20 protein-coding genes and 1 pseudogene are annotated in these 21,323 nt (G+C 60.9%); 11 read left to right on the top strand and 10 right to left on the bottom strand.

The window, feature by feature from the left end:
• Window positions 1-682 precede the first annotated feature (682 nt).
• Window positions 683-1,594: a LysR family transcriptional regulator gene (locus QCE48_RS17555; RefSeq protein WP_309784710.1), complete on the top strand. Its 912-nt coding sequence runs from the start codon at window positions 683-685 to the stop codon at window positions 1,592-1,594.
• A 9-nt stretch (window positions 1,595-1,603) separates the two neighbouring features.
• On the opposite strand, the gene QCE48_RS17560 is transcribed toward QCE48_RS17555, so the two are convergent.
• The 7 genes from QCE48_RS17560 to QCE48_RS17590 form a co-directional block, all read right to left on the bottom strand.
• On the bottom strand, window positions 1,604-2,908 hold the full coding sequence (locus QCE48_RS17560) for an MFS transporter (RefSeq protein ID WP_309784712.1): 1,305 nt from the start codon (window positions 2,906-2,908) through the stop codon (window positions 1,604-1,606).
• Between the two features lie 96 nt (window positions 2,909-3,004).
• The gene (locus tag QCE48_RS17565) at window positions 3,005-3,814 is read right to left on the bottom strand and encodes a class II aldolase/adducin family protein (RefSeq protein WP_309784714.1); all 810 of its coding nucleotides are present in this window, start codon (window positions 3,812-3,814) and stop codon (window positions 3,005-3,007) included.
• A gap of 949 nt (window positions 3,815-4,763) precedes the next feature.
• Window positions 4,764-5,765, bottom strand: coding sequence for a transketolase family protein (locus QCE48_RS17570; protein WP_309784715.1), 1,002 nt, complete (start codon window positions 5,763-5,765; stop codon window positions 4,764-4,766).
• Window positions 5,762-6,604: a transketolase gene (locus tag QCE48_RS17575; protein WP_309784716.1), complete on the bottom strand. Its 843-nt coding sequence runs from the start codon at window positions 6,602-6,604 to the stop codon at window positions 5,762-5,764. Before QCE48_RS17575 ends, QCE48_RS17570 begins: the two co-directional genes overlap by 4 nt.
• 39 nt (window positions 6,605-6,643) lie before the next feature.
• Window positions 6,644-7,972, bottom strand: coding sequence for an MFS transporter (locus tag QCE48_RS17580; protein WP_309784718.1), 1,329 nt, complete (start codon window positions 7,970-7,972; stop codon window positions 6,644-6,646).
• A gap of 79 nt (window positions 7,973-8,051) precedes the next feature.
• Window positions 8,052-8,801, bottom strand: coding sequence for an SDR family NAD(P)-dependent oxidoreductase (locus QCE48_RS17585; RefSeq protein ID WP_309784720.1), 750 nt, complete (start codon window positions 8,799-8,801; stop codon window positions 8,052-8,054).
• Window positions 8,802-8,986: 185 nt separating this feature from the next.
• Complete coding sequence (locus tag QCE48_RS17590; RefSeq protein ID WP_309784721.1) at window positions 8,987-9,883, bottom strand: LysR substrate-binding domain-containing protein; 897 nt, start codon at window positions 9,881-9,883, stop codon at window positions 8,987-8,989.
• Between the two features lie 279 nt (window positions 9,884-10,162).
• On the opposite strand from QCE48_RS17590, the pseudogene chrA reads away from it, so the two are divergent.
• The 7 genes and pseudogenes from chrA to QCE48_RS17625 all read left to right on the top strand — a co-directional run.
• Window positions 10,163-11,254, top strand: a pseudogene (gene chrA, locus QCE48_RS17595) (chromate efflux transporter); the annotation flags it as partial.
• A gap of 589 nt (window positions 11,255-11,843) precedes the next feature.
• Entirely contained in the window at window positions 11,844-12,863 is a 1,020-nt protein-coding gene (locus QCE48_RS17600; RefSeq protein WP_309784722.1) for a MoxR family ATPase, read from the top strand.
• A 15-nt stretch (window positions 12,864-12,878) separates the two neighbouring features.
• Window positions 12,879-13,748, top strand: coding sequence for a VWA domain-containing protein (locus QCE48_RS17605; RefSeq protein ID WP_309784723.1), 870 nt, complete (start codon window positions 12,879-12,881; stop codon window positions 13,746-13,748).
• Window positions 13,745-14,626 carry a calcium incorporation protein MxaA gene (locus tag QCE48_RS17610; protein ID WP_309794255.1) on the top strand — a complete coding sequence of 294 codons (882 nt, stop codon included), beginning with the start codon at window positions 13,745-13,747 and terminating at the stop codon, window positions 14,624-14,626. Before QCE48_RS17605 ends, QCE48_RS17610 begins: the two co-directional genes overlap by 4 nt.
• Window positions 14,623-15,621 carry a vWA domain-containing protein gene (locus QCE48_RS17615; protein WP_309784725.1) on the top strand — a complete coding sequence of 333 codons (999 nt, stop codon included), beginning with the start codon at window positions 14,623-14,625 and terminating at the stop codon, window positions 15,619-15,621. Before QCE48_RS17610 ends, QCE48_RS17615 begins: the two co-directional genes overlap by 4 nt.
• Before the next feature lie 287 nt (window positions 15,622-15,908).
• On the top strand, window positions 15,909-16,160 hold the full coding sequence (locus QCE48_RS17620; protein ID WP_309784726.1) for a hypothetical protein: 252 nt from the start codon (window positions 15,909-15,911) through the stop codon (window positions 16,158-16,160).
• Window positions 16,157-17,068, top strand: coding sequence for an MxaL protein (locus QCE48_RS17625; RefSeq protein WP_309784728.1), 912 nt, complete (start codon window positions 16,157-16,159; stop codon window positions 17,066-17,068). The genes QCE48_RS17620 and QCE48_RS17625 overlap by 4 nt, the downstream gene beginning before the upstream one ends.
• A gap of 95 nt (window positions 17,069-17,163) precedes the next feature.
• On the opposite strand, the gene QCE48_RS17630 is transcribed toward QCE48_RS17625, so the two are convergent.
• Together QCE48_RS17630 and QCE48_RS17635 are read right to left on the bottom strand one after the other, a co-directional pair.
• A complete protein-coding gene (locus tag QCE48_RS17630) occupies window positions 17,164-17,868 on the bottom strand; it encodes a hypothetical protein (RefSeq protein WP_309784729.1) in 705 nt (234 codons plus the stop codon).
• A 157-nt stretch (window positions 17,869-18,025) separates the two neighbouring features.
• Window positions 18,026-18,289, bottom strand: a complete 264-nt coding sequence (locus QCE48_RS17635; RefSeq protein ID WP_309784730.1) for a glutathione S-transferase — start codon at window positions 18,287-18,289, stop codon at window positions 18,026-18,028.
• 116 nt (window positions 18,290-18,405) lie between these two features.
• Between QCE48_RS17635 and QCE48_RS17640 the strand changes: the two genes are divergently transcribed.
• The gene (locus QCE48_RS17640; RefSeq protein ID WP_309784731.1) at window positions 18,406-18,900 is read left to right on the top strand and encodes a DUF892 family protein; all 495 of its coding nucleotides are present in this window, start codon (window positions 18,406-18,408) and stop codon (window positions 18,898-18,900) included.
• Window positions 18,901-18,978: 78 nt separating this feature from the next.
• A complete protein-coding gene (locus tag QCE48_RS17645) occupies window positions 18,979-19,137 on the top strand; it encodes a DUF892 family protein (RefSeq protein ID WP_309784732.1) in 159 nt (52 codons plus the stop codon).
• A 169-nt stretch (window positions 19,138-19,306) separates the two neighbouring features.
• Here QCE48_RS17645 and QCE48_RS31955 read toward each other — a convergent pair whose 3' ends face one another.
• Window positions 19,307-19,708 carry an alpha/beta fold hydrolase gene (locus tag QCE48_RS31955; RefSeq protein WP_404982630.1) on the bottom strand — a complete coding sequence of 134 codons (402 nt, stop codon included), beginning with the start codon at window positions 19,706-19,708 and terminating at the stop codon, window positions 19,307-19,309.
• 739 nt (window positions 19,709-20,447) lie between these two features.
• Between QCE48_RS31955 and QCE48_RS17650 the strand changes: the two genes are divergently transcribed.
• Window positions 20,448-21,323: histidine kinase dimerization/phosphoacceptor domain -containing protein (locus QCE48_RS17650; RefSeq protein ID WP_309794257.1), on the top strand; the 876-nt coding region annotated here is incomplete at its 3' end.

Consider the following 21,323-nt stretch of genomic DNA (forward strand, 5'->3'; position numbering starts at 1 on the left):
AAGCATTGCAACGCGCCGACCGTGCGCTGTGTCGCGCGAGGTCGATGGGCGCGATAAGCTGATCGCGATGTATATAGCGGCACGTCGCGCCCTTTTTTTGCGGATCCGTGTTGTCAAGATCGTGTGGTCCTCTTCATGTGCGCGGTGGCGTTCCCCGCGTTGTTTGGATGGCAGGTTGATTCTTAGTGGCCGGTCGCACCCGTCGACAGTCCCGGTACCCACTGTTTGACGAACCTGCCCCTCGCTCATCTCGACGCGAAGTAGAACGTTCGGATTAGTCGCTCGGACTAATCTCGGCGCAAGCGCGTGCATCACTGCCTACTCGCGGCGGTCTGCTGACGTTTAAGTTCGCGATGGGCGCTTCCCGCGCTGGTAACGGCGTCGGCAGCGCAGTGGCGCAACTCAACACGGTTAGTTACGACCGGTTTGAGCGCCCCTTTTCATAGTGTCGAAGTTACACTGGCGGACTTGGCCTCGCAGTTCACGCGTAGACGCGACGGCACTTTCCACGCGGCACGAAGCCTCGAGGTGCCAAAGCGACGCTCGAAGCAGTCGTGGTTGGTCATGCAGCCATTCGAGGTCGACGGCCCTAAAACGCATACCCGTGCAATTCCCGGTAGGACAGCCTTCGAGCTTTCGTTATCATGCTGGCTTCATTCCCGTTTACTGCCGCATTGCGAACATGAAGGACGAACGCCTCGTCGAAATGAGGATTTTCAAGACCGTCGCGGAGACCGGCGGTTTCACCGCCGCGGCGCTCATGCTCGATCTCCAGCAGCCGTATGTCAGCCGTGCCGTATCGACGCTGGAGAAACGCCTCGGCGTGGCGCTGCTCCGACGTTCGACGCGCAGTCTCCAGGTCACGCAGGAGGGTCATCAGTATCTCGCGCTGTGTAAACGGATTCTTGAAGACATCGACACCGCCGAAGCGCAACTCGCGAGGGCGGGCCAGCACATGAGTGGCGGCATCCGAGTAACGGTGGCGACCTCGTTTGGCATGGATCAGATCGTGCCGCTCATTCCCGGATTTCTCGAACGCTATCCCGGTCTGCGCGTGCGATTGTCGCTGTCGGACACGCTCGCGGATCTTATCGGCGAAGGATTCGATGTTGCGATTCGCATGGGGAGCCTGCAGGATTCGAATCTCGTCAGCCGCAAGCTGTGTCATCTACAACGCGTGGTGACTGCGTCGCCTTCCTATATCGCGCGACACGGCGTGCCTTCGGTGCCGGCCGATCTCGCCAATCACAACTGCCTCATGTGGGAGCCGCCGATGGATCATCTGAACCATTGGCCGTTCGTGATCGACGGCGAGCGCACATCTATGCTCGTCAATGGCAACTTCCAGACGAGCAGCGGCGTGAGCTCCGTGTACATGTGTCTCGCGGGCGTGGGCATCACGCGCATGGCGGAGCATATGGTGCTGCCGTCGATTCGCAGCAACATGCTCGTACCGCTCCTGACCGACTTCCAAGCGAGCGATGACACCGCGATCTATGCGCTGTATCCCCGCGATTCGTCGCTGCATCCGCGTGTGCGGGTGCTTATCGACTACATTACAGAAAGGCTCAAGCGGCCGCCGTGGGCCGCCTGAGCGAGGGCGTCACTTGTCGTCGAGTGTCTTCGGAAGGCGCATGGTCATAGCCGCGCCGAGAACGAGAAATGCCGAAATCGTGTACATGCCGACTTCCGCGTGCCCGACCATCACGTTGAGCATGCCAACGAGATATGGCGACACGAAGCCCGCGATGTTCCCAACGGAGTTGATGAACGCGAGCGCCGCCGCCACAGATGCGCCGACGAAAAGACTCGTCGGCAGCGCCCAGAAGAGCGCGATACACGAATACACGCCCGCCGCCGCGATCGAAAGGCACGCCGTCGTCACGACCGGGCCCGCCGAGAGCCACATGCTCGTAGCGAGTCCCACTGCGCCAATCAGCATGAACAGCGCGAAGTGCAGGCGACGCCCGCCGGTGCGGTCGGCGCTGCGGTTCGACACGTAGAGCGCGATGGCCGCGAAGATATTGGGCACCGCCGAATACAGGCCGATCACGAACGGATCGGTCACGCCGCTGCGCCTGATAAGCGAAGGCATCCAGAAGCCGAGCGCGTAAAGGCCCATGATCAGGCAGAAGTAGATTCCGCAGAACTCCCACAGCTTCCGGCTGGCGAGAAACGCGCGCACGCTCGAATGATCGATCTTGCTCGCGTTCTCCGCGCGGATTTCGGCGAGCACGTTGTCGCGCTCGTCTTCGGTGATCCAGCGCGAGTGTGCGGGATCGTCGTCGAGGAAGGCGAACACGACGAACGCGAGCACGACGGCCGGTATCGCCTCGATCAGAAAGAGCCATTGCCATGCAGCGAGATGCTCGTTGCTGGTGAACGCATGAAGAATGTAGCCCGAGATTGGCCCGCCAACGACGAACGCGAGCGGCGCGCCCATCACATAGATGGACATTGCGCGACCGCGATAGCGTGCCGGGAACCAGAGCGTGAGCAGATACATGATCGCGGGCGCGAAGCCGGCCTCGGCGGCGCCGAGCAGAAAGCGCGCGATGTAGAACGTCGTGGGCGTCTTCACGAAGATCATCGCCGCCGAGATCACGCCCCACGTCAACATAATTCGCGCGATCCATTTACGCGCGCCGACCTTGCGCATGACAAGATTGCTGGGTACCTCGAAGAAGAAATACCCCGCGAAGAAAATGCCCGAGCCGAGGCCGTAGATCGCGTCATCGAAATGCAACGCATCGAGCATCTGCAGTTTCGCGAAGCCCACGTTCACGCGATCGAGATAAGCGACGAGATAACAGATCAGCAAAAGCGGCAAGAGCCGCCAGTAAGCTCGGTAGTAAGTGCGGCTCGTGTCCGCCTGTCTGACGGCCTCTTCGCCATATAGCGCTTCCATGCATGTCTCCGATATCGATATATTTGAGCGCTTTCACGCGGCGTGCGCGTGTTGCTATATCGCGCATGCCGCCGCCGTATTGGGAACGTCGATGTATCAGTCGAGGTAATCCGGCTCTTCTTCGTTGATCTCGTACAGCATGGTCTGGAAATGCAGCCAGCTGATGAAGGAATTGCCCAGATGCTGATGCGAATATTCCGCGAACTTCGGATCGATCTCGACCGGATGCGATTCGGTCGCGTCCATCAGCAACTGCATCTTGCAGCAATGATCGAGCGCGATGAAGGTCCACACGGCATCGTCGATGCTGTGACGGCTCGCGGTCAACAGGCCGTGGTTCTGGTGAATGATGGCCTTGTGGTCGTTGAAGGCGCGCGCGATCGGATTGCCTGATTCATCCGCCACCGGCACCTTGCCTGCGCCGTCGCGGACTACCGTATGGCTGCCGTAAAACATGCACGCGTCCTGCGTCACGTAATCGAGCGGCTTGCCCATTGCCGCCCAGGCATCGCCGTTGACGGTATGCGCGTGACATGAGCCGATGATTTCCGGATTTTCCGCGTGGATCGCCGAATGGAGCACATAGCCCGCGCGATTTACCGCGTATTTGCCTTCGATCACCGTGCCCGAGTGATCGACGAGTACCAGTTGCGACGTCTTCGTGCGCGACCACGGCACGCACATCGGATTGGTCCAGAAGAGTTCGGGATGCTCGGGATCGCGCACCGTCAGGTGGCCGCCAAAGCCGAAGCTGAAGCCATGACGGGCGAAAATCCGGCACGCAGCTGCGAGATGTTCCTTGCGATAGCGGCGCTCTTCGGCGGAACTGGAGAACGCCTGCTCCTGCGGAAAAATCAGGCCGTCCTGCGTCGGGCTGTAGATCGAATCCTTACCGTCCATCAACATCGATGCGTCTCCTCATGAAGTGTGAGACGCCAGTATAGGAGCGGACTTTCAGAGGATTCAGTGCCCGTCAGGAATAGGTTCTATGCAGTCGGACGGCACTGGAAAACCCTAACCCCAGGGCATTAATGGAAACATGATGACGACCGCGGTGCAGCCGGACCATGCGGCACTGGAGTCGGGCAGAGAAGCCGCGATGCTCGCGAGCGGTTGCCGAAAAGGTCACCGAGACGCGACGCGCGATTCCCGCCGACGGCTTGCATATCGTGAGACGTTCACCGACGCTTCCCGGCGTGCTGTCGATTACGGCCGACGCCGGCCTTGGTCTCGCCGCTCGCCTTTCAACATTCACCACAGCCGAACTGCTGGACGGTGCGAGTATGAAGTTGGTGGCCCCGTATCGCTCGCGACGCTTCGACGCTAAAGCGTTTGTCCTGGCGACCAAAGCGCGGCCCCGTAGCCGTCTGATGACCTCGTCCAGAGGACGGCGAACATCGCCGAACGGCCGAGACGCGCATGACGTGAGCGCAGAGACAGCGGCCTTTGCCGACATTGGAGCTTGTTGCGTTCTACGGCGGCGGCTTGGCCGATTCCTTACGAGCGGCACGATCCCAATCCCGGATTGCGGCTTACGTGCGTCGATGAGGCGCTAGGATGTTCGCATAATGTAGACGCCGAACGACGGAAACTGGCCGCTTGCCGTTCTCAGGACGGGCAACGCCCAGCGGATGAGACGCCCGCGCGAACTTCCGTACTCGACCCGTTCCTCCCAGTCACTCGCTTATTCCCAAGTGCCGCTTCTTCGCTGCTAACGGACAGACAGATATCTCTGTCAAGCGAACGGGCTTTCCGCAAGTCATGTTAGCGTTTTGCTTTTCGGTTACGGTGCGCCGATGGTACTGACGCACCGTCATGCTCGTACAGATAGCCGAGTCGGTCTACGCCAAAAGGCTTAACGGAGCCAGCCCTTGATCGTATCGGCGATGACGTTGGTCGAGATGCCATAGCGGTCGTGCAAGGTCGGTAGCGCGCCGGCAGCGAGAAAGTCGTCAGGCAGTGCGATTTGACGGTACACCGGCGTCACGCCCGCAGTGAGCAAGGTAGTCGCGACCGCTTCCCCGAGGCCGCCGATCACTGAATGATTCTCAGCGACCACCACCATCCGGCCGGTCCGCCCGGCTTCGCGCAAGATCGTTTCCGTGTCTAGCGGCTTGATGGTTGGCACATGCAACACGCCAACACCGACGTTGTCCGCCGCGAGCAGCTTCGCCACTTCCAGTGAGCGCATGGTCATGATGCCCGACGCTATGATCAGCACTTCCGCGCCGTCGCGGAGCAACTTCGCCTTGCCCAACTCGAACTTGTAGTCGTATTCATCGAGTACGGCCGGAACATTGCCACGCAGCAGACGCGCATATACTGGGCCGTTATGCGCGGCGATGGCGGGCACCATTTGCTCGGTATCGAGCGCATCGCACGGGTCGATTACCGCCATGTTCGGCATGGCACGCATGAGCGCAAGATCCTCTGCTGCCTGGTGGCTCGGCCCGTAGCCAGTCGTGAGGCCCGGCAGCGCGCAGATTATCTTCACGTCGAGGTTGTCCTCGGCAATAGCCTGATGCATGAAGTCGTACGCTCGGCGCGTGGCGAATACCGCGTAGGTCGTCACGAACGGCTGAGCACCTTCATGCGCCATCCCGGCGGCCGCTCCCATCAGCAGTTGCTCGGCCATGCCCATCTGGTAGTAACGGTCGGGGAACTCCTTCCCGAAGATGTGCAGATCGGTGTATTTGCCGAGATCGGCGGTCATGCCAACTACGTTCTTCTTCTCGCGAGCCAGTTGAGCCAGCGCATGGCCGAAAGGTGCCGAACGCGTGACCTGTCCTTCGCTGGCGATCGAGGCAATCATCGCCGAGGTCTTCAGGCGCGGCTTAGCGGTAGTGGTGTCGCTCATGCTTGTCTCCCTGCTTCGAGTGCTGCAAGCGCCAGTTGCCACTCATGGGCATCGACGCGGATGAAATGGTTCTTCTCCCGTTCCTCGAGGAACGGCACACCGTAACCCATGCGGGTGTCGCATACGATGATCCGCGGCTGCGCCGACGGATGATTGCGTGCGTTATCGAAGGCTGTCTTCACTGCATCGATATCGTTGCCGTCGATCCGTTGCGTGTACCAGCCGAACGCTTCCAGCTTTTCGACGAGTGGCTCGAACGCCATGATTTCTGAGGACGGACCGTCAGCCTGCTGGTTATTGACATCGACTATGGCGATCAAGTTATCCAGCTTCCAGTGGGAGGCAGACATGAGGCCTTCCCAGATCGCGCCTTCATCGAGTTCGCCGTCTGAAAAGAGTGTGTAGACGAAGGCGTCCGATCCCTGACGTTTGAGCCCCAGGCACCGGCCCACGGCAATCGTGAGCCCGTGTCCGAGCGAACCGCCCGACATCTCCATACCCGGCGTGTAGCTCGCCATGCCCGACATTGGCAACCGGCTGTCATCGCTGCCGTACGTTTCCAGTTCCTCGGGCGGGAGAAAACCTGCTTCGAAGAGCGCCGCGTAGAGCGCTATCGCATAGTGCCCGTTGGACAAGAGAAAGCGGTCACGTCCTTCCCAATGGGGGTTGTCGGGGTCGTAGCGCATCGCGCCGAAGTAAGACACCGCGAGTACGTCGGCAATATCCAGTGCCTGGCCGATGTACCCCTGGCCCTGCACTTCGCCCATTAATAAGGCGTTCCTACGAATGCGGTATGCGCGCTCTGCGAGCGTCACCGCGGGTGATGTCAAATGGTCCATAACGTCTCCTAGTTTGAAAGTTGTTCGATGCCGACGATGTCAGCGGTTCACCGACTTTGCGGGCACGAGGAATACAAGTCCCGACCCGATGACAATCGCGACGGAGATGAAGATGAGTCCGGCTGTCGACTTGCCAGTCAGGTCATTGAGCCAGCCGACGATCGCCGGCGAGAAGAAGCCCGCCAGATTCGCGAAACAATTGACCGCGGCGATCCCCGCCGCCGCCGACATGCCGCCGAGCAGCGCGGTTGGCAACGACCAGAACTGGGACGACGATGCGAGGATGCCGGCCGCGGCCACGCTGACACAGATCAGCGACGAGCCGACCCCGCCCAGCATCGGGAGCGTGGCAAAGCCTGCCGCCGCGACGAGCATCGGGATCGCAAGATGCAGACGTCTTTCCCGATGACGGTCCGCACTCGCACCTACCAGCGGCAGTGCAATGATTGCGCAGAGATACGGAATGGCCGTGAATATGCCTACCCACAGCGGATCGGCGACTCCCGATTTGCGGATGATCGTCGGCAGCCAGAACGTGAGGCCGTACTGGCCGAGTACCACACAGAAATAGATCGATGCCATCAACCAGAGGCGTCGGTCGCCAATGAAAGACCGGATGGATACGTGGGCGATCTTTTGGGCGTTATCGTTCGCAACGTTGCGGGCGAGTAGCGCCTTCTCTTCGGCGGTCAGCCATTTCGCGGCCGCAATCCCGTTGTCGAGATACAAGAGAATGGCGAACCCCAGAACGAGCGACGGCAACGCCTCAAGGATGAACAGCCACTTCCAGCCTGCAAGTCCATGCGTGCCCTGGAATGCATGCATGATGTAGCCGGACAGCGGACCTCCTACGATCCCGGCAAGGGGTATCGCCATGAAGAAGATCGAGAGCGCCTTGGCGCGCCTCGCTGAAGGAAACCAGTACGTCAGGTAAAGGATGACGCCCGGCGCGAACCCGGCCTCGGCAACGCCGAGCAGAAAACGAAGAACATAAAACGTGGTAGGCGATTTGACGAAGACGAAACTCGCCGAGATGACGGCCCACGTCAGCATGATCCGAGCAAGCCAGTTCCGTGCGCCGACCTTGTGCAACATGAGGTTACTTGGAACCTCGAACAGGAAGTAGCCGAGGAAAAAGATCCCTGCGCCCAGGCCATACACAGTTTCGCTAAAGCGCAGATCGCTGAGCATCTGCAGTTTCGCAAAGCCCACGTTCACACGGTCGAGATAGGCGCCAAGATAGCACAGCATCAGAAACGGAATTAATCGCCGCGCGACCTTAGCATAGGTCTTCGACTCGAAGCTCGCCGAGTCGGTGAAGGACGTGACGTCGCCCGCGATGGTCGGCGCCGTGGACTTTGCTTTCATGGTTGTCTCCTGCCATGTTGCCCCGGTTTTGGCACCAGGTGCGTTGACTCATCCGCCGCGATTGCGGCGAATGTCGTTCTTAGTGAATCAGCATGCCGCCGTTGACATCGAGCGTGATGCCCGTGAGATAAGTCGAAAGGTCGCTCGACAGAAAGAGGCAGGCGTTCGCAACATCCGCCGCATCGCCCAGCCGGCCCAGCGGAATGCCCTTGATGACGTCGGCGCGCATCTCCGTCGTGAGCTTGTCGCCCGTGATGTCGGTCTGAATGAGACCCGGTGTGATCGAATTCACGCGAATGTTGTCCGGACCTAGTTCACGCGCCATCGCGCGAGCCAGACCTAGTACACCTGCTTTGGCGGCGCTGTAGTGCGCGCCGCCGAAAATGCCGCCGCCGCGTTGCGCGGATACGGACGACATGCAGACAATGCTGCCGCCTTTCTGCTTACTCATTTGCGGAATGACCGCTTGCGACATGTAGAGCGTCCCGCGCAGGTTCACGTCAATGACCGCATCGAAATTGTCCGGCCCGATATCCATCGTCTTCAACGGCTGGGTGATGCCGGCGTTGTTGATCAATCCGTCGATGCGACCATACTTTTCAACCACCGCGTTGGCGGATGCAAGGCAAGCGGCCTTATCGGTCACATCGCAGGCGAGGCCGAGATGTCCTTCGCCGAGGTCACGTGCAGCGCTCTCGGCGTCCTCCCTGCGAAGGTCCAGAATGACCACCCTCGCACCTTGGTCAACTAGCGCTTTTGCAGTCGCCTTGCCGATTCCACGCGCCGAGGCTGCACCCGTTACGATTACGACTTTGCTGTCGAGCAGCATGTTTGTCTCCATTGATCGTGTTAGTTGGTAGGCGCAGTTTCAGGCGTTCAACCAGCTCGATCAATGCAGTTCGGCTCAGCTATTGCTGAGGAATTTTCAGGTGTCTCCGCGGGACGATTTGCTGGCCGGAAAGGAAGGCAGCTCCAAGGACCAGGCCCATGGCGCTGGCTCCCAACCGGCGGGGGTTAGCACGCCATTAAGTCGCGACCGACTTCTTGCTCGGCCCAGGCGAGGAACCTGGCAACGCGCGGCAAATCTGCGTTCTGGGAAGGGTAAACGAGGTGGTGAGCGCTGACCTCGATCGCATACGTTGGATCGAAGACTGGTACCAACGAACCTCGTCCTAGATGGACCGATGCGAGCGTCGTGCTTTCGAGTGCGATGCCATGTCCTAGGGCCGCAGCTTCGAGCGACATATACGAACGATCGAACGCGAAATCGTATGCCTTGCGAGACACAGCGACGCCGAACCTTCCGAACCATTGCTTCCACTGCACGAGCGGGGTCTCCGAAAAGATCAGCCGGCGCTCGAGCAGGTCCTCCGGGGTGCGTACCGGAAATTTCCTCAGGTATTCGCCCGATGCAAGCGGCGCGATGAATTCATGGCGAAGCGTTTTGATTTCGCCGTCGGTCCAGTGCGCATAGCCGTGCCGTATGTCGAGATCGTAGTGGCCGGAAGTGAAAGAAACATCCTCGTATGAGCAGGCCAGATTCAACTGAATGTCCCCGTTTGCTTCCTGGAATGAAGCGAGACGTGGCAGCAACCACATCAGTCCGAAACTAGGACTCGAATGAATGCGAAGGATCTCAACGCCTGACTCGCTCGATGCGCGCTCCGTCGCACGGCTCAGATCGGCAAGCGATCCCGTGACATCGGCTAAATATTGCTGACCCGTCGGTGTCAGCACCAGTCCCCGCCCCAGCCGTGTGAATAGGGATCTTCCGACCACGGCTTCGAGGTTGGCAATCTGATGGCTGACTGCTGATGGTGTTAACCCTAATTCTTCAGCCGCCCGATTGACGCTCTTTGTGCGAGCGACACTCTCGAAGGCGATGATAGATTTCAGTGGCGGGATGCGCATAGTTCCTGTAGGCAAGAGTTGCGAAGTTTACTCGATCAGAATCGCGTAGTTACAGGGTGGCAATCGGAAATGTCGCGTCCCCGAAAGATAAACGCAAGCAGGGCTTCCGCAGATAGGCGATCGTTTCAAAGAGCGCGGGCTATCTTGCGAAGGCTGGGGCCGCGCGGACGAACGCATCCGGCAGTTGGGAGCGGCGGCTTCCGGGTCTGCAGCCGACACTGGGATCCTCTGACCGGCTGGCGGCTTGTGGCCGGGTCCGGCAGTTCGACGGGAATTCGCGAGCGTCGCCGCTGGCTTGATGACCAAGCCTTCACCGGCCTAGTCGGCCTTTGTCAGTGTCCTGGCAGGACCGGCGAGCAGCCAGGTGGGATTCTCAGCCGGTCTTTTGCGCCCCGGCTGGCTTGGGGGACTCGCGGCTTGGTTCGGATTCACGCTGCCTTCGGTCCTGCTGTTGCTCTGCTTTGCAGCCGTTGCCCCGAGCCTTGGTGGGCCGGTCAGTATAGGCTTGATTCATGGCCTGAAACTTGTCGCTGTCACGGTCGTCGCTCAAGCAGTTTGGGATATGGCGCGGCGCCTGTGCCCGGATGAACGCCGTGCTGCCATCGCGCTCACCGCAACCGAGGTACTTAGCATTCTGACGACCGTCTATGCGCAGCTCATCGTAATCGCCGTCGGCGCTTTGCTCGGACTCACGTTGTGCCGAGCGACGGTATCGCCCGACACCCGTCACGTCCACCGCACAATGGCCAATTCCGCGTTTCTCGCATGGTGGGCGCCATCGCGTTGATCCTCTTCTGCATCCTGTTGCTCGGGCCTCCGGCGCTGAGCGGACTCCATGCAGGTCAGGCGGTCACGGTCTTCGAAGCCTTCTACCGCTCGGGTGCCCTGGTGTTTGGCGGCGGTCACGTGATGCTCCCGCTTCTGCAACAGCAAACCGTCCTGACAGGCTGGATCTCGCCGAACGATTTTCTTGCAGGCTATGGTGCCACACAGGCTGTTCCGGGCCCCTCGTTCACGTTCGCCGCATTTCTCGGCTGGATGATGGCCGAAGCGCCGAATCATTCGATCGGCGCATTGCTCGCTACTGCAGGGATCTTCCTGCCGAGCTTGCTATTCGTTCTCGCGGCGCTGCCGTACTGGCAAGCGTTGGGCGTCCGCCCGTCGATGACCGCACTGCTTGCTGGGGTGAATGCTGCGGTCGTCGGGCTGCTAGCCACCGCGCTGTACTCACCGGTTTGGACCAGTGCGGTTCTCTCGGGGCTCGATTTTTCCATTGCAGCTATCGGCTTTTTCCTGCTGACGCGCGGGAAGGTTCCACCGCTCGGCGTCGTTGTACTTTGTGCGCTGGCCGGCGTTGCCGAGGCGACCTTGATTAAGTCGGTAGTTGCCTGCGGTGTACCTTCGACTCAGTTTTCAAGGCAAAAGCGTTCGACCCGTTCTTCACCACCAAGCCGCTCGCCATGGGCACCGGGTTGGGTTTGTCGATGGACAACCGCTTTGTGCAACAGTCGGGTGGGCAAGTGCTCATTGATTCGGAGGTCGGGGAAGGACGTCGGTATGTCTCTACTTGCCTCGACACGTTGGCGAGGAGGGCCCGTAAAAGTGCTGTATATCACGGGCTATGCGGAAAATGTGGTCCTCAACGGCGGCCACGCACAGCGCAACATGCATGTCCTGACGAAGCCCTTGACGATGGACACGCTTGCCAGACAAATCAAGGACTTCATCGTCGGCGTCCAACGGCGCACCGATCCGCTTTAGGCGTGGCGCTCAATCTCTCGGCCGACCTCTATTGCTCCTGTTCGCTCCTGCAGGTGAAGGTTTCAGAGTGTGTCATCGGTACGTTTGCGAATACGTGACACTCTGTGCGCCCCTGTCCGCATGACTTGCTTTTCGCGCCGATCGCATCGCCTGGCATGACACTTGCCTGTCAGCTTGGCCGCCGACAGGGAGAAGCCCGATGTTGTCTGACGAAGCGTTGCGGGACTGGCGCAGCAACGCGCTGCAACTCGAAGCGGTGGTTGCGCAGGCGGTCGTCGGCCAGCCGGAGGTGACGCGCCTCATCACCGTGGCGCTGTTCGCGCGCGGACACGTGCTGCTTGAAGGCGACGTCGGCGTCGGCAAGACCACGCTGCTGCGTGCGTTCGCTCGGGCGATCGGCGGCGAGTTCGAGCGGGTCGAGGGCACCATCGACCTGATGCCGGGCGATCTCATCTATCACACCTATGTCGATGCCGAAGGTGCGCCGCGCATCGATCCCGGTCCGCTGCTGCGTCATGGGGAGCGCCTCACCACGTTCTTCTTCAACGAGATCAACCGCGCGCGGCCGCAGGTTCAATCGCTCCTGTTGCGCGCAATGGCGGAGCGTTCCGTGTCCGCGTTCAATCGCGAGCATCACTTTCCGCACATGACGGTGTTTGCGGATCGCAACAAGGTCGAGAAGGAGGAGACCTTCGAGCTGGCATCCGCCGCGCGCGACCGCTTCATGTTCGAGCTCAACATGACGACGCCTCCCGAACCCGCGATTCGCAGCCGCCTCGTGTTCGATCCGCATTTCCATGACGTGGATACCGTGCTCGAACAAGTGCCTGACGGTATGTTCGCGTGGCGCGAGTTGAACGCGGTGGCGGCGTCGATCCAGCGCAGCGTGCGCGCGAGCGAAACCATCGAACGATACGTGCTGCAACTCTGGCAAGCAACCGAACGGCCCGCGCAATACGGCATCGTGCTCGACGACGTCGATATGAATCGACTCGTACTGGCGGGCGCGAGTCCGCGCGGAATGAGTGCGCTGGTGCGTGCAGCGCGCGTGGTTGCGTGGCTCGCGGGACGCGCGCACCTGATCCCGGAGGACATTCACGCCGTGTTGCCGGCGGCGCTCGGTCATCGCGTGTTCTTCACGCCGATCTATGAACTTCGCCGCGCAGAACTCGCCGACGCGCTCGCGCAGGCGATCATGCTGCGCGTGGCCGCGCCCTGAAGCGGAGGCTGCGCGATGAGCCCGGCTCACGAATTCCATTACCGGATGCCGTCGCAGGTACACGGCTATCGTCCCGGATCGCATCACGGCTCGAACATCGGTGGCGGACAGGCCTTCGCAACCCACGCACGTCTCTTCGATCACCCAGACCCGCGTCGCCTCGATCTGCGTGCTAGCTTGCGGAATCCGGGGCGCGAGTGGCTCGTGCGGCTGCATCGACAGCGCTCCGCGGTCACGGTGCATGCGCTCGTGGACGTATCGGCATCGATGAACTTCGGCTCGCCGCGCACCAAGCTCGACATCGCCGGCGATTTCGTCGATTCGCTTGGACGCAGTGCGTTTCGCGTGGGCGACCCGGTCGGACTGCTCGCGTTCGATACAGCGTTGCGCGATGAGCTCACGATGCCTGCACGTCGTCATCGGGGCGCGGGCGCGGCGATGCGCGCATTGTTGCACGAAGGGCGCAGGCTGGCGGCGCAACGCGGCGGCAGCGGTGCGGCTGGCCTGCGGCGCGCAGCGGAACGACTCGGCGCGCGCGAGGGGATCGTGTTTGTTGTATCGGACTTTCACTGGCCGTTGAATACCTTGCGCGGATCATTCGAGCTAATGGCTCCGGCTCTTGTCGTGCCGCTGGTCGTATGGGATCCGGTCGAGCTAGAAGCGCCATCGCGCAACGCGCTCATGATGGTGCGCGATGCCGAGTCGCACGAGCGGCGCGCCCTGTGGATGCGCCCCGCTCTGCGCATGCAATGGCGCGATGCGATCCGGCATCGGCGCGCCCAGATCGACGACTTGTGCCGCGCACACGGCGTGCGTCCGCTGTATTTGAGCGGAACGTTCGATCCGGAGACGTTGTCGCGATACTTCCTGGAGATGGCCGGATGACCGCGCGATGGGTCATCGTGATTGCCTTGTTGGCGAATGTGCCTCAAGCGGTCGCACAACAATCGGCCGTCGCGACGACCGAACAGCCGCGCAGTTTCGGCTACATGCTAGGCGATGTTATAGCCCAGCGCGTTTTGCTGCACGTGGGCAACCGACCGTTCGAACCTTCTGCGTTGCCGCCGCTTGCGCGCACCGGGGCGTGGCTCACGCGACGCACGGCTGCGATCGAAACGGATGGCGCCGGCAACCGATGGCTCGTGCTCGAGTATCAGGTGATCAACGCGCCGCAGACGCTTGCTGCGATCGCGTTGCCTGCTTTGACGCTGGCTAGCCGCACATCCGGCGGCGCGGCACTGAGCGTTGCCGCATGGCCGGTGAGCGTGGCGCCGCTGACGCCTCGCATCGCATTCGCTCAAGGCGCGTTGCAACCATTGCAGCCCGACCGACAACCCTCGCTTTTGCCGACGGCGCCGCTGAAGAAGCGCTTGACTGTGTCACTGGTGGCGCTTGCGCTTGTTATGTTCGCGTGGTTCGGATGGTGGCTGTGGCGCAATCATCGCGATGCTCGCCAAATGCCTTTCGCGCGTGCGTGGCATGCGCTGAAGACATTCGATGCGGCCCAGGTCGATCACGACTCCGACGCTTGGCGCCAAGTCCATCGCGCACTGAACGATACCGCCGGCCAAGCGCTCCATCCGGGCACGCTCGACGCTCTGTTCGTCCGAGTGCCGTATCTGGAACCGATGCGAGCCCGGATCGAACGCTTCTACGCGCACTCCGGCGATCGGTTTTACGCGCTTGCGCCGGCGCACGAGCCCTATCGGCTGCTCGACTTATGCCGCGATTTGCGCCGCCTCGAAAGGCGCAATCGACGATGACCGCCTCGTTCGGTTTCGCATCGCCTTGGGCGCTCGCGCTGCTTCCGCTTGCACTGTTGCCGCTCGCGCCGCGCATCAGCGACACGCTGCTGTACTCGCACGTCGCATGGTTGCCGCGCGACCGACTGGGTCATGCCGCCGGCATCGCATTGCGCGTGATCGCGGTGGCCACGATGCTGTTGATCGTGATCGGACTCGCCGATCCGCGCGAAACGGAACGAACCGTGACGCGTGTCGCGCGAGGCGCCGAGATCATGGTGCTGATGGACCGGAGTTCGAGCATGGACGCGTTTGTCCCGCCGAAGAGCGTCTACGCTGCGGGCGCGATGGCGGGCGGCGTGTCGAAGAACGCGTCGGCGCGCGAGGTGCTAACGCGCTTCATCGATAAACGGGGCAGCGACCTTGTCGGGTTCATGATGTTCGGCACGAGCCCACTGCTCGTGTTGCCTTTTACGCGCGACAAGGAAGCAATTCGGAGCGCCGTGGCGAGCACCGGCATCGGACGAGGGATTCCGGATACGCGGCTCGATCGCGGGCTGCTTGCTGCGATCGGCCAGTACGAGCGGCGCGACTACAACGGAAATCGCGTGATCATCCTCGTCTCGGACGGTGGCGCGCGTATCAATGCGCCGATGCGCTCGCGTATCGCGGCGGGGCTCGCGCGGGAACGCATCACGGTGTATTTCATCTACTTGCGCAGCAGCGCGAACAGCACCGATCTGAACGCTATTACGCCGGCCGACGAGTCGTCCGAGGAGGTCGAATTGCATCGCTATTTTCAGTCGCTGAAGACGCCGTATCGGCTTTACCAGACGGACGATTCGAGCGCGATGGCAGCGGCGATGGCAGAGATCGATGCGCAGCAGAATTTTCCGGTTTCGTACGTTGAGCGGGTACCTGAGAGGAGCCGCAGTACGTCAGTTCTTGCTTTGGCGTTGGTTGGCTGCGCGCTGCTGTTTGCGTTGCGATTTGCATTGTTGCGGAGTTGGTCATGAGGCGCCGCGTCGTTCATGCGGGGTTTGCGGCCACTGTGCTTTGTTGCGCCGCCTGGGCTGGATTCGAAGGCTGGCGTCTCTTCGACGCGCAACGGACTAATGCGGACGTGATGGGTGCGGGTGCTGCGTCGGATGTCGCCGTTAAATCGCCACGTGTGCAGCTTGCGCAAGCAGTTGCTCTATCGAAAGCAGGGCAGCGCGATGCAGCGGCGAAACTCTACGATGGGCTCATCACTAGCGCCGATCCTGACGAGATCGGCCGGGCCGCCCTATTCGATCTTGCGAACATGTACCTGCGCGAAGCGATTGCCGTGGGCGGGGGAAATCCGATCGCGTCGGCGCCGCTCGTCGAACTTGCGAAGAACCGATATCGCGAGTTGCTTCGCGCGAAACCCGACGACTGGGACGCGCGCTATAACCTCGAACGTGCGCTGTGGCTGCAGCCAGAGAGCGCGCAGGCTTTCGACGATGGACGCGAACCTTACGAGGTTCGTCGCATGATCAAGGTGCCGGATGTGGCGCTTGGGGATTTGCCGTGACAGTGCCGGCGGCTTATCGACAATGGGCGCTCGCCGTCGCGGTCGTATTGCTCGCGGCAGCGATCTGGATGCCTGGCGTGAGGTTGATACGCGACCGCTTCGATTACGTCGTGACCTTCGACATCACACAAAGCATGAATGTCGAAGACGTGTTGATGGAGGGCGTGCGCACAAGCCGCCTCGTCTATGCGCGCGAGGCGATGCGCCGAGCGTTGCGGCGAATGCCGTGTGGGTCGAAACTCGGATGGAGCGTGTTCACTGGCACGCGATCGCTGCTGCTGTTGGAACCGCTCGAAGTCTGCGAACACTACGACGCGCTCGCGACATCGCTCGATGGCATCGACGGACGAATGCGTTGGGCCAACGCGAGCCGTATCGCGAATGGGGGGCTGTATTCGGCGATCCGCCAAGCGAAGCAGATTGGGGACAGCGTAGCGGTCGTTTTCATGACCGACGGACAGGAGGCGCCGCCGCGTCCGCTATCCGATACGTCGATGCTCGGGATCACGCCCGGAGAAGTTGGCGGGTGGCTGATCGGTGTCGGTGGCGATCAGCCTGCGCCGATACCGAAAACCGATAGCGACGGCCGGCCCGCAGGGTTCTGGCTCGCAAGCGACGTCGTGCAGACAAGCGCGATGTCGTCCGCGCAGCGGGGGGAAGTGAGTCATGAGGAGCTGTCCGCACTGCGAGCTGGGTATTTAAAGACGCTCGGCGGGCAGACGGGGCTTGAGTATCGCGCGTTGTCGACAGAGGAGGCGCTAGGGGATGCGTTGCTCGATTCGCTGTTTGCCAAGCGGGTTAGTTCGACCGTAGACGTCCGGTGGTGGGCTGCGTTGGGGGCTCTCTTGGTGCTCGTGGTGGTGTTTTTGCCGGATTTTCGCAGGGCGCGTGTTGGGCCTCGTCGGTAACGGGCACGTTACATTTCTCGTCGCCTTCCCATGACCTTACAAGCCGAGAGCGGACGATTGCGGCCCTCAGGGCAACCGCCGCTTCAACCCGAAAACTAATCAACGCGGTACCAGCGACCTGTTTCTGGGCACACGGCAGCTGGTCCGCCGTTCGACCAGACTTGCTCTTCGTCCAGTTGCAGGGAGGTCGAACGGGCCGTGTCGAAGACCACCTTAAGTGCTCGCCCGACATGAGGGTCTTCGATGGAAAGCTCCCAGGTCAGGAATACCTGAGTGCGATCCTGGTCCGGCGCGAAGTCGGCCGCACTGAAGCTGCTGCTGTTGCGCTGAATGACGCCATGAGGCTGCCCAGTATCGAATATCACCGCTGTTCCCCGGGTCAGGGGAATGCGATGGCCCGTACAGGGAAAATGCAAGTCCAGGCCGCTGTCGTCGCCGAGGAAGAGATTGCAAAAGGCCGCGCCGCCATATTGCGCACCGTCATGGTGGTAGCGCGCGCCACGGCAGGCCATGAGCGCTATGTCACTGGACGCAAGCACATTGGGCAATCCAAGCGCGCACGTCCAGTCGGACATTGCCTGCACGCAACGCCTGTAGTCCGACCAGCGCACTTGCGTTCGCGCCAAAGGCATTGCCTCGACATCTCCGGGCTCCAGGATGAGGCGCGAAGAAATCTCTCGTTGCCAATCCGCGAGCACGTGCGCAGGGGGCACAGGCACATCGAGCGTGCCTGATAAAACGCTGTCACTTACGCGTCGACTGCGGATGGCGTCGCCGCTCCAGAAAAAGGAAGTCAGCATGTCGCGAATCGGTGCTGTCGAAGGGGAACTCATCAGGTCATTGTAACGATTCAGCCCGGTGAACTCGCCAAAAGCCCGGTCAGCAGCGGACAGTCAAGATGTCGTCAGCGCCGCGCCTCATCGAACGGCCAGGAGCGGCCCCGCGAGATCGAAAAGTTCAGGACTGTCCCGCGCCCGCGCCGCAGGCAATCAGGAACCCATCTGGCTGCTCGAACGTCTGGGGCATCGCCTCGTTCATTCCTTCGATGGCGACGTCGAGCGCTTCCTTCGACGGATAGAGCTCGCGCATCACCAGCCGTGTCGTGCCCTCCTTCTCCTCGATGGTCACCGTCGTGACGGCACCGTCCTCGCTTTCCTCGTTTGTCCAGACGAGGCGGGCGGTATGCGCGCTGGTCGAAGGTGAATTATGAAACAGCTCCATCCATCGCAAGCGAAGTTTTGCCGAGCTACTCCAACGGACACCAGTAGGACTGCGGCACGTTCGTTGCGAGAGAGCCTCTGCCGCATCGGCGCCTCATCGACCAACCCGGAGAAACCATGTCCACTAAGACATTGAATGACCTTTTTATCCGTGCGCTTTCGGACGTCTATAGCGCGGAAAAGCAGTTGACTAAGGCGTTGCCGAAACTAGCGAGAGCGGCGACGAGCCCCGAACTAGCTGCTGCATTCACTACCCACCTCGAGGAAACGCAAGGCCAGATCGAACGGATCGACCGAGTTGTCGAAGCTTCGCAAATCAGACTGAAACGCGTGAAGTGCATCGCTATGGAGGGCCTTGTCGAGGAGAGGCAGGAGCAGATTGAAGAGATTGAAAAAGGTCCCATTCTGGACGCGGCGCTGATTGCCGCCGCTCAAAAGGTCGAACATTATGAAATTGCGACCTATGGCACGTTAGCCATCTTGGCGAAGAAGCTCGGATACAAGGAGGGCATGGACTTGCTGCTCGAGACGCTAAAGGAGGAGAACGCGACCGACGAGAAACTCACCATGCTCGCCAAGCAAGAGGTTTCTCAGGAAGAGGTAGGGAAGTGAGGGCATCGGCGCCGCACGCCCCCAGGCCGGAGAAGCGACGCATTGCGCACGTAGAGACTTGATGATGGGAGTGTGACCATGACTGATCCGAAGGAGCACCTCCTTGACTGGCTCCGGGATGCCCATGCGATCGAGCAGCAAGCAGAGCAAATGTTGCGGGACTTGCGTTGCTGTGGGCGTCGTCCTTTCTCATTCTCGACAACCGCAGCGTGGTGGATGCGCTGCACAGCGAGCTGAAGGACCTCCCGATGTCGCGCATGAGGCCGGCGTAAAGCCCGACGCGGTCAGCTTCGCTGTAACGTGGATTTGCGTGCATCGGCGGATGACGCAGCTACTGCGGGCATGGCACCGAGTTCACAGATCAACTTTTGCCCGTCAACCGAGCCGGCGTCCTAGCGACGCTTAGCTACGAAACCGGCAACTGAACCACCGTCCGCTTAAACCGCTCACATTCAGAGCATGGGCGAAAATCGGGCAAGTCTCGTACGCCGCCTATTACTTTGTAACAACGACATTGAGTCGGGCGGCGTCGCGTGACGTTTCGCCGTCGTCCATGCGAGGACGACAGGCTTCGCGGCCCCCCTCCGGTTATCACGTCAATCGAATCTGCGATCCTATCGGCCACAGCGTAATGGACCATATGGCCCGCGTCAGGGGGAATTACTAAGGCGCTGTGGGGTAGCTCCGCGTGCAGCCGAGCCGAATGCGATTCGGGATCAACGATCTTGTCGCCCGCGCCCACAAAGTTAGTGACCGGCATTTCAAGCTCAGGGTAATGCGCTCGAAACTGTGCCGCGGCCGGGATCATCAAGGCGGCGTCCTCCGCCTCCACCAGAGACTATAGGTGGGAAACCATTTAGACCGCCGAGGAGTGGCCGTCCTGAACGACGAGAACGTCCTGTACCTTGCGGTGACTGCGCGCCAGATGGAATGACCTTTCGCAGAGGTCAGTGGATCGGGCAATCTTCATGCCTTGCGGCCAGTCCAGTCCAAAGCGGGTGGCACGCCCTAGATGTGTTCGCAAATGCCCGCGCGGAATCTGTCGTTGTGTCTGCTCCAGGTGCGTCGTTCCATCGGAACGCGCCTGGATGAAGAGGTCATTCAATGTCCCCGTCGGCATGGCTATCTACCATGATCGCCGTGAACGTACCTCACCTCGCCCAGCCCGCGCGAACTGGCTTACGCGACGCTTGTGTTCGTCCGTGAATTGAACCGGGGTCTATCTGGTGTTGGTGCGCTATGGTTGCGTTGACGCTCGGGGCAGGAACGGGAAGCACAAGCGGCTTCCACGTGCTCGTAGGGCTTGGAACGGTTTTCTCGGCTGCGCCCCTGCTGTTTTGTCCGCATGGCGCTGCGCGCGGCGGCGCTTCCAACGACGTCAGGATGCGCTATCTGCACCCCCGCTTGCTTACGATCGCGCCCGCCGTCCGCGCACTGTTTGCATCAAAGCGCACATTGGATTACTTTCTAGCTCATACGAGGCTCGCGCGCTCTCGTGTGGCTCGCCGACCCCCACCGGGCTGACGTATGGTCCAAGCGGAGACACCATGGATTTCGCCCGCACAGCAACTTGGGCAACGGCAATCAGGAATCTGAATCCGGACAACGACCTCAGCGTTCCGTTAAGCGATTTCCTGCGCCGCGGGCAACACTTTGCCGAATTTTGTGCGTTCTCGCTGCGCGATTCGAGCTTGTCCGGTTTTCTCAGTGAAGGATGTAAATGCGCCGCGGCAGCATGCAACGCACCGATGGCGAAGGTCCTCCGGTTGGAGAAGGACGGGAATCGGCTGACCGTAATCGCGCAATGGGGGCTAGGTGATGATGTGGTCGGCAGCGATGCAGGTTTGGCCGAGGAAGGGAACCCGCCTGGCAAGGCACTCGTCGACGGGGAGCCCGTTGTCGTTCCGGATCTTTCCGAGTGGCCAGACGCACGGGTGCCCGAGTTGCTTCGGCGATTTAACGTCACTTCGTCAATCAATATTCCGCTGATCGGGACGAGCGGTCCGTTCGGCATCCTCGAGGTGGACTATCCGCAAGCCTATCCGGTGGGGCCGGTCGAAATTTCCTTTCTCGCCGCAGTCGCCTCGGTCGCAGCTGAAGGCATCGATCTCATGTCCCAGCGAGAGGCGCTAACAATTCAACGCGACCTGAAGGAAGTATTGCTTCGCGAGCAGCAGCATCGAATTCGCAACAACTTCCAGTCCATCGCTAACCTACTAAGCATCAATGCCGTCAAGACCGAGGACGACGCGGCTCGACGCGGCTTCCAGTCCGTCGAGCGACGCGTATTCGCGCTTGCATCAATGTACGATCACCTTCTGGGCTTGCACGAGCAGCGCGACGATGTGGACCTAAGTCGTTATTTGGGCTCTCTGTGCGACGACCTTCAACAATTCTACGCTTTGAAGGAGCGAAGGATTTCG

Origin of the sequence: Caballeronia sp. LZ024, assembly GCF_031451455.1 — a bacterium.
In the GTDB taxonomy this organism is placed as follows: Bacteria; Pseudomonadota; Gammaproteobacteria; order Burkholderiales; family Burkholderiaceae; genus Caballeronia; species Caballeronia telluris.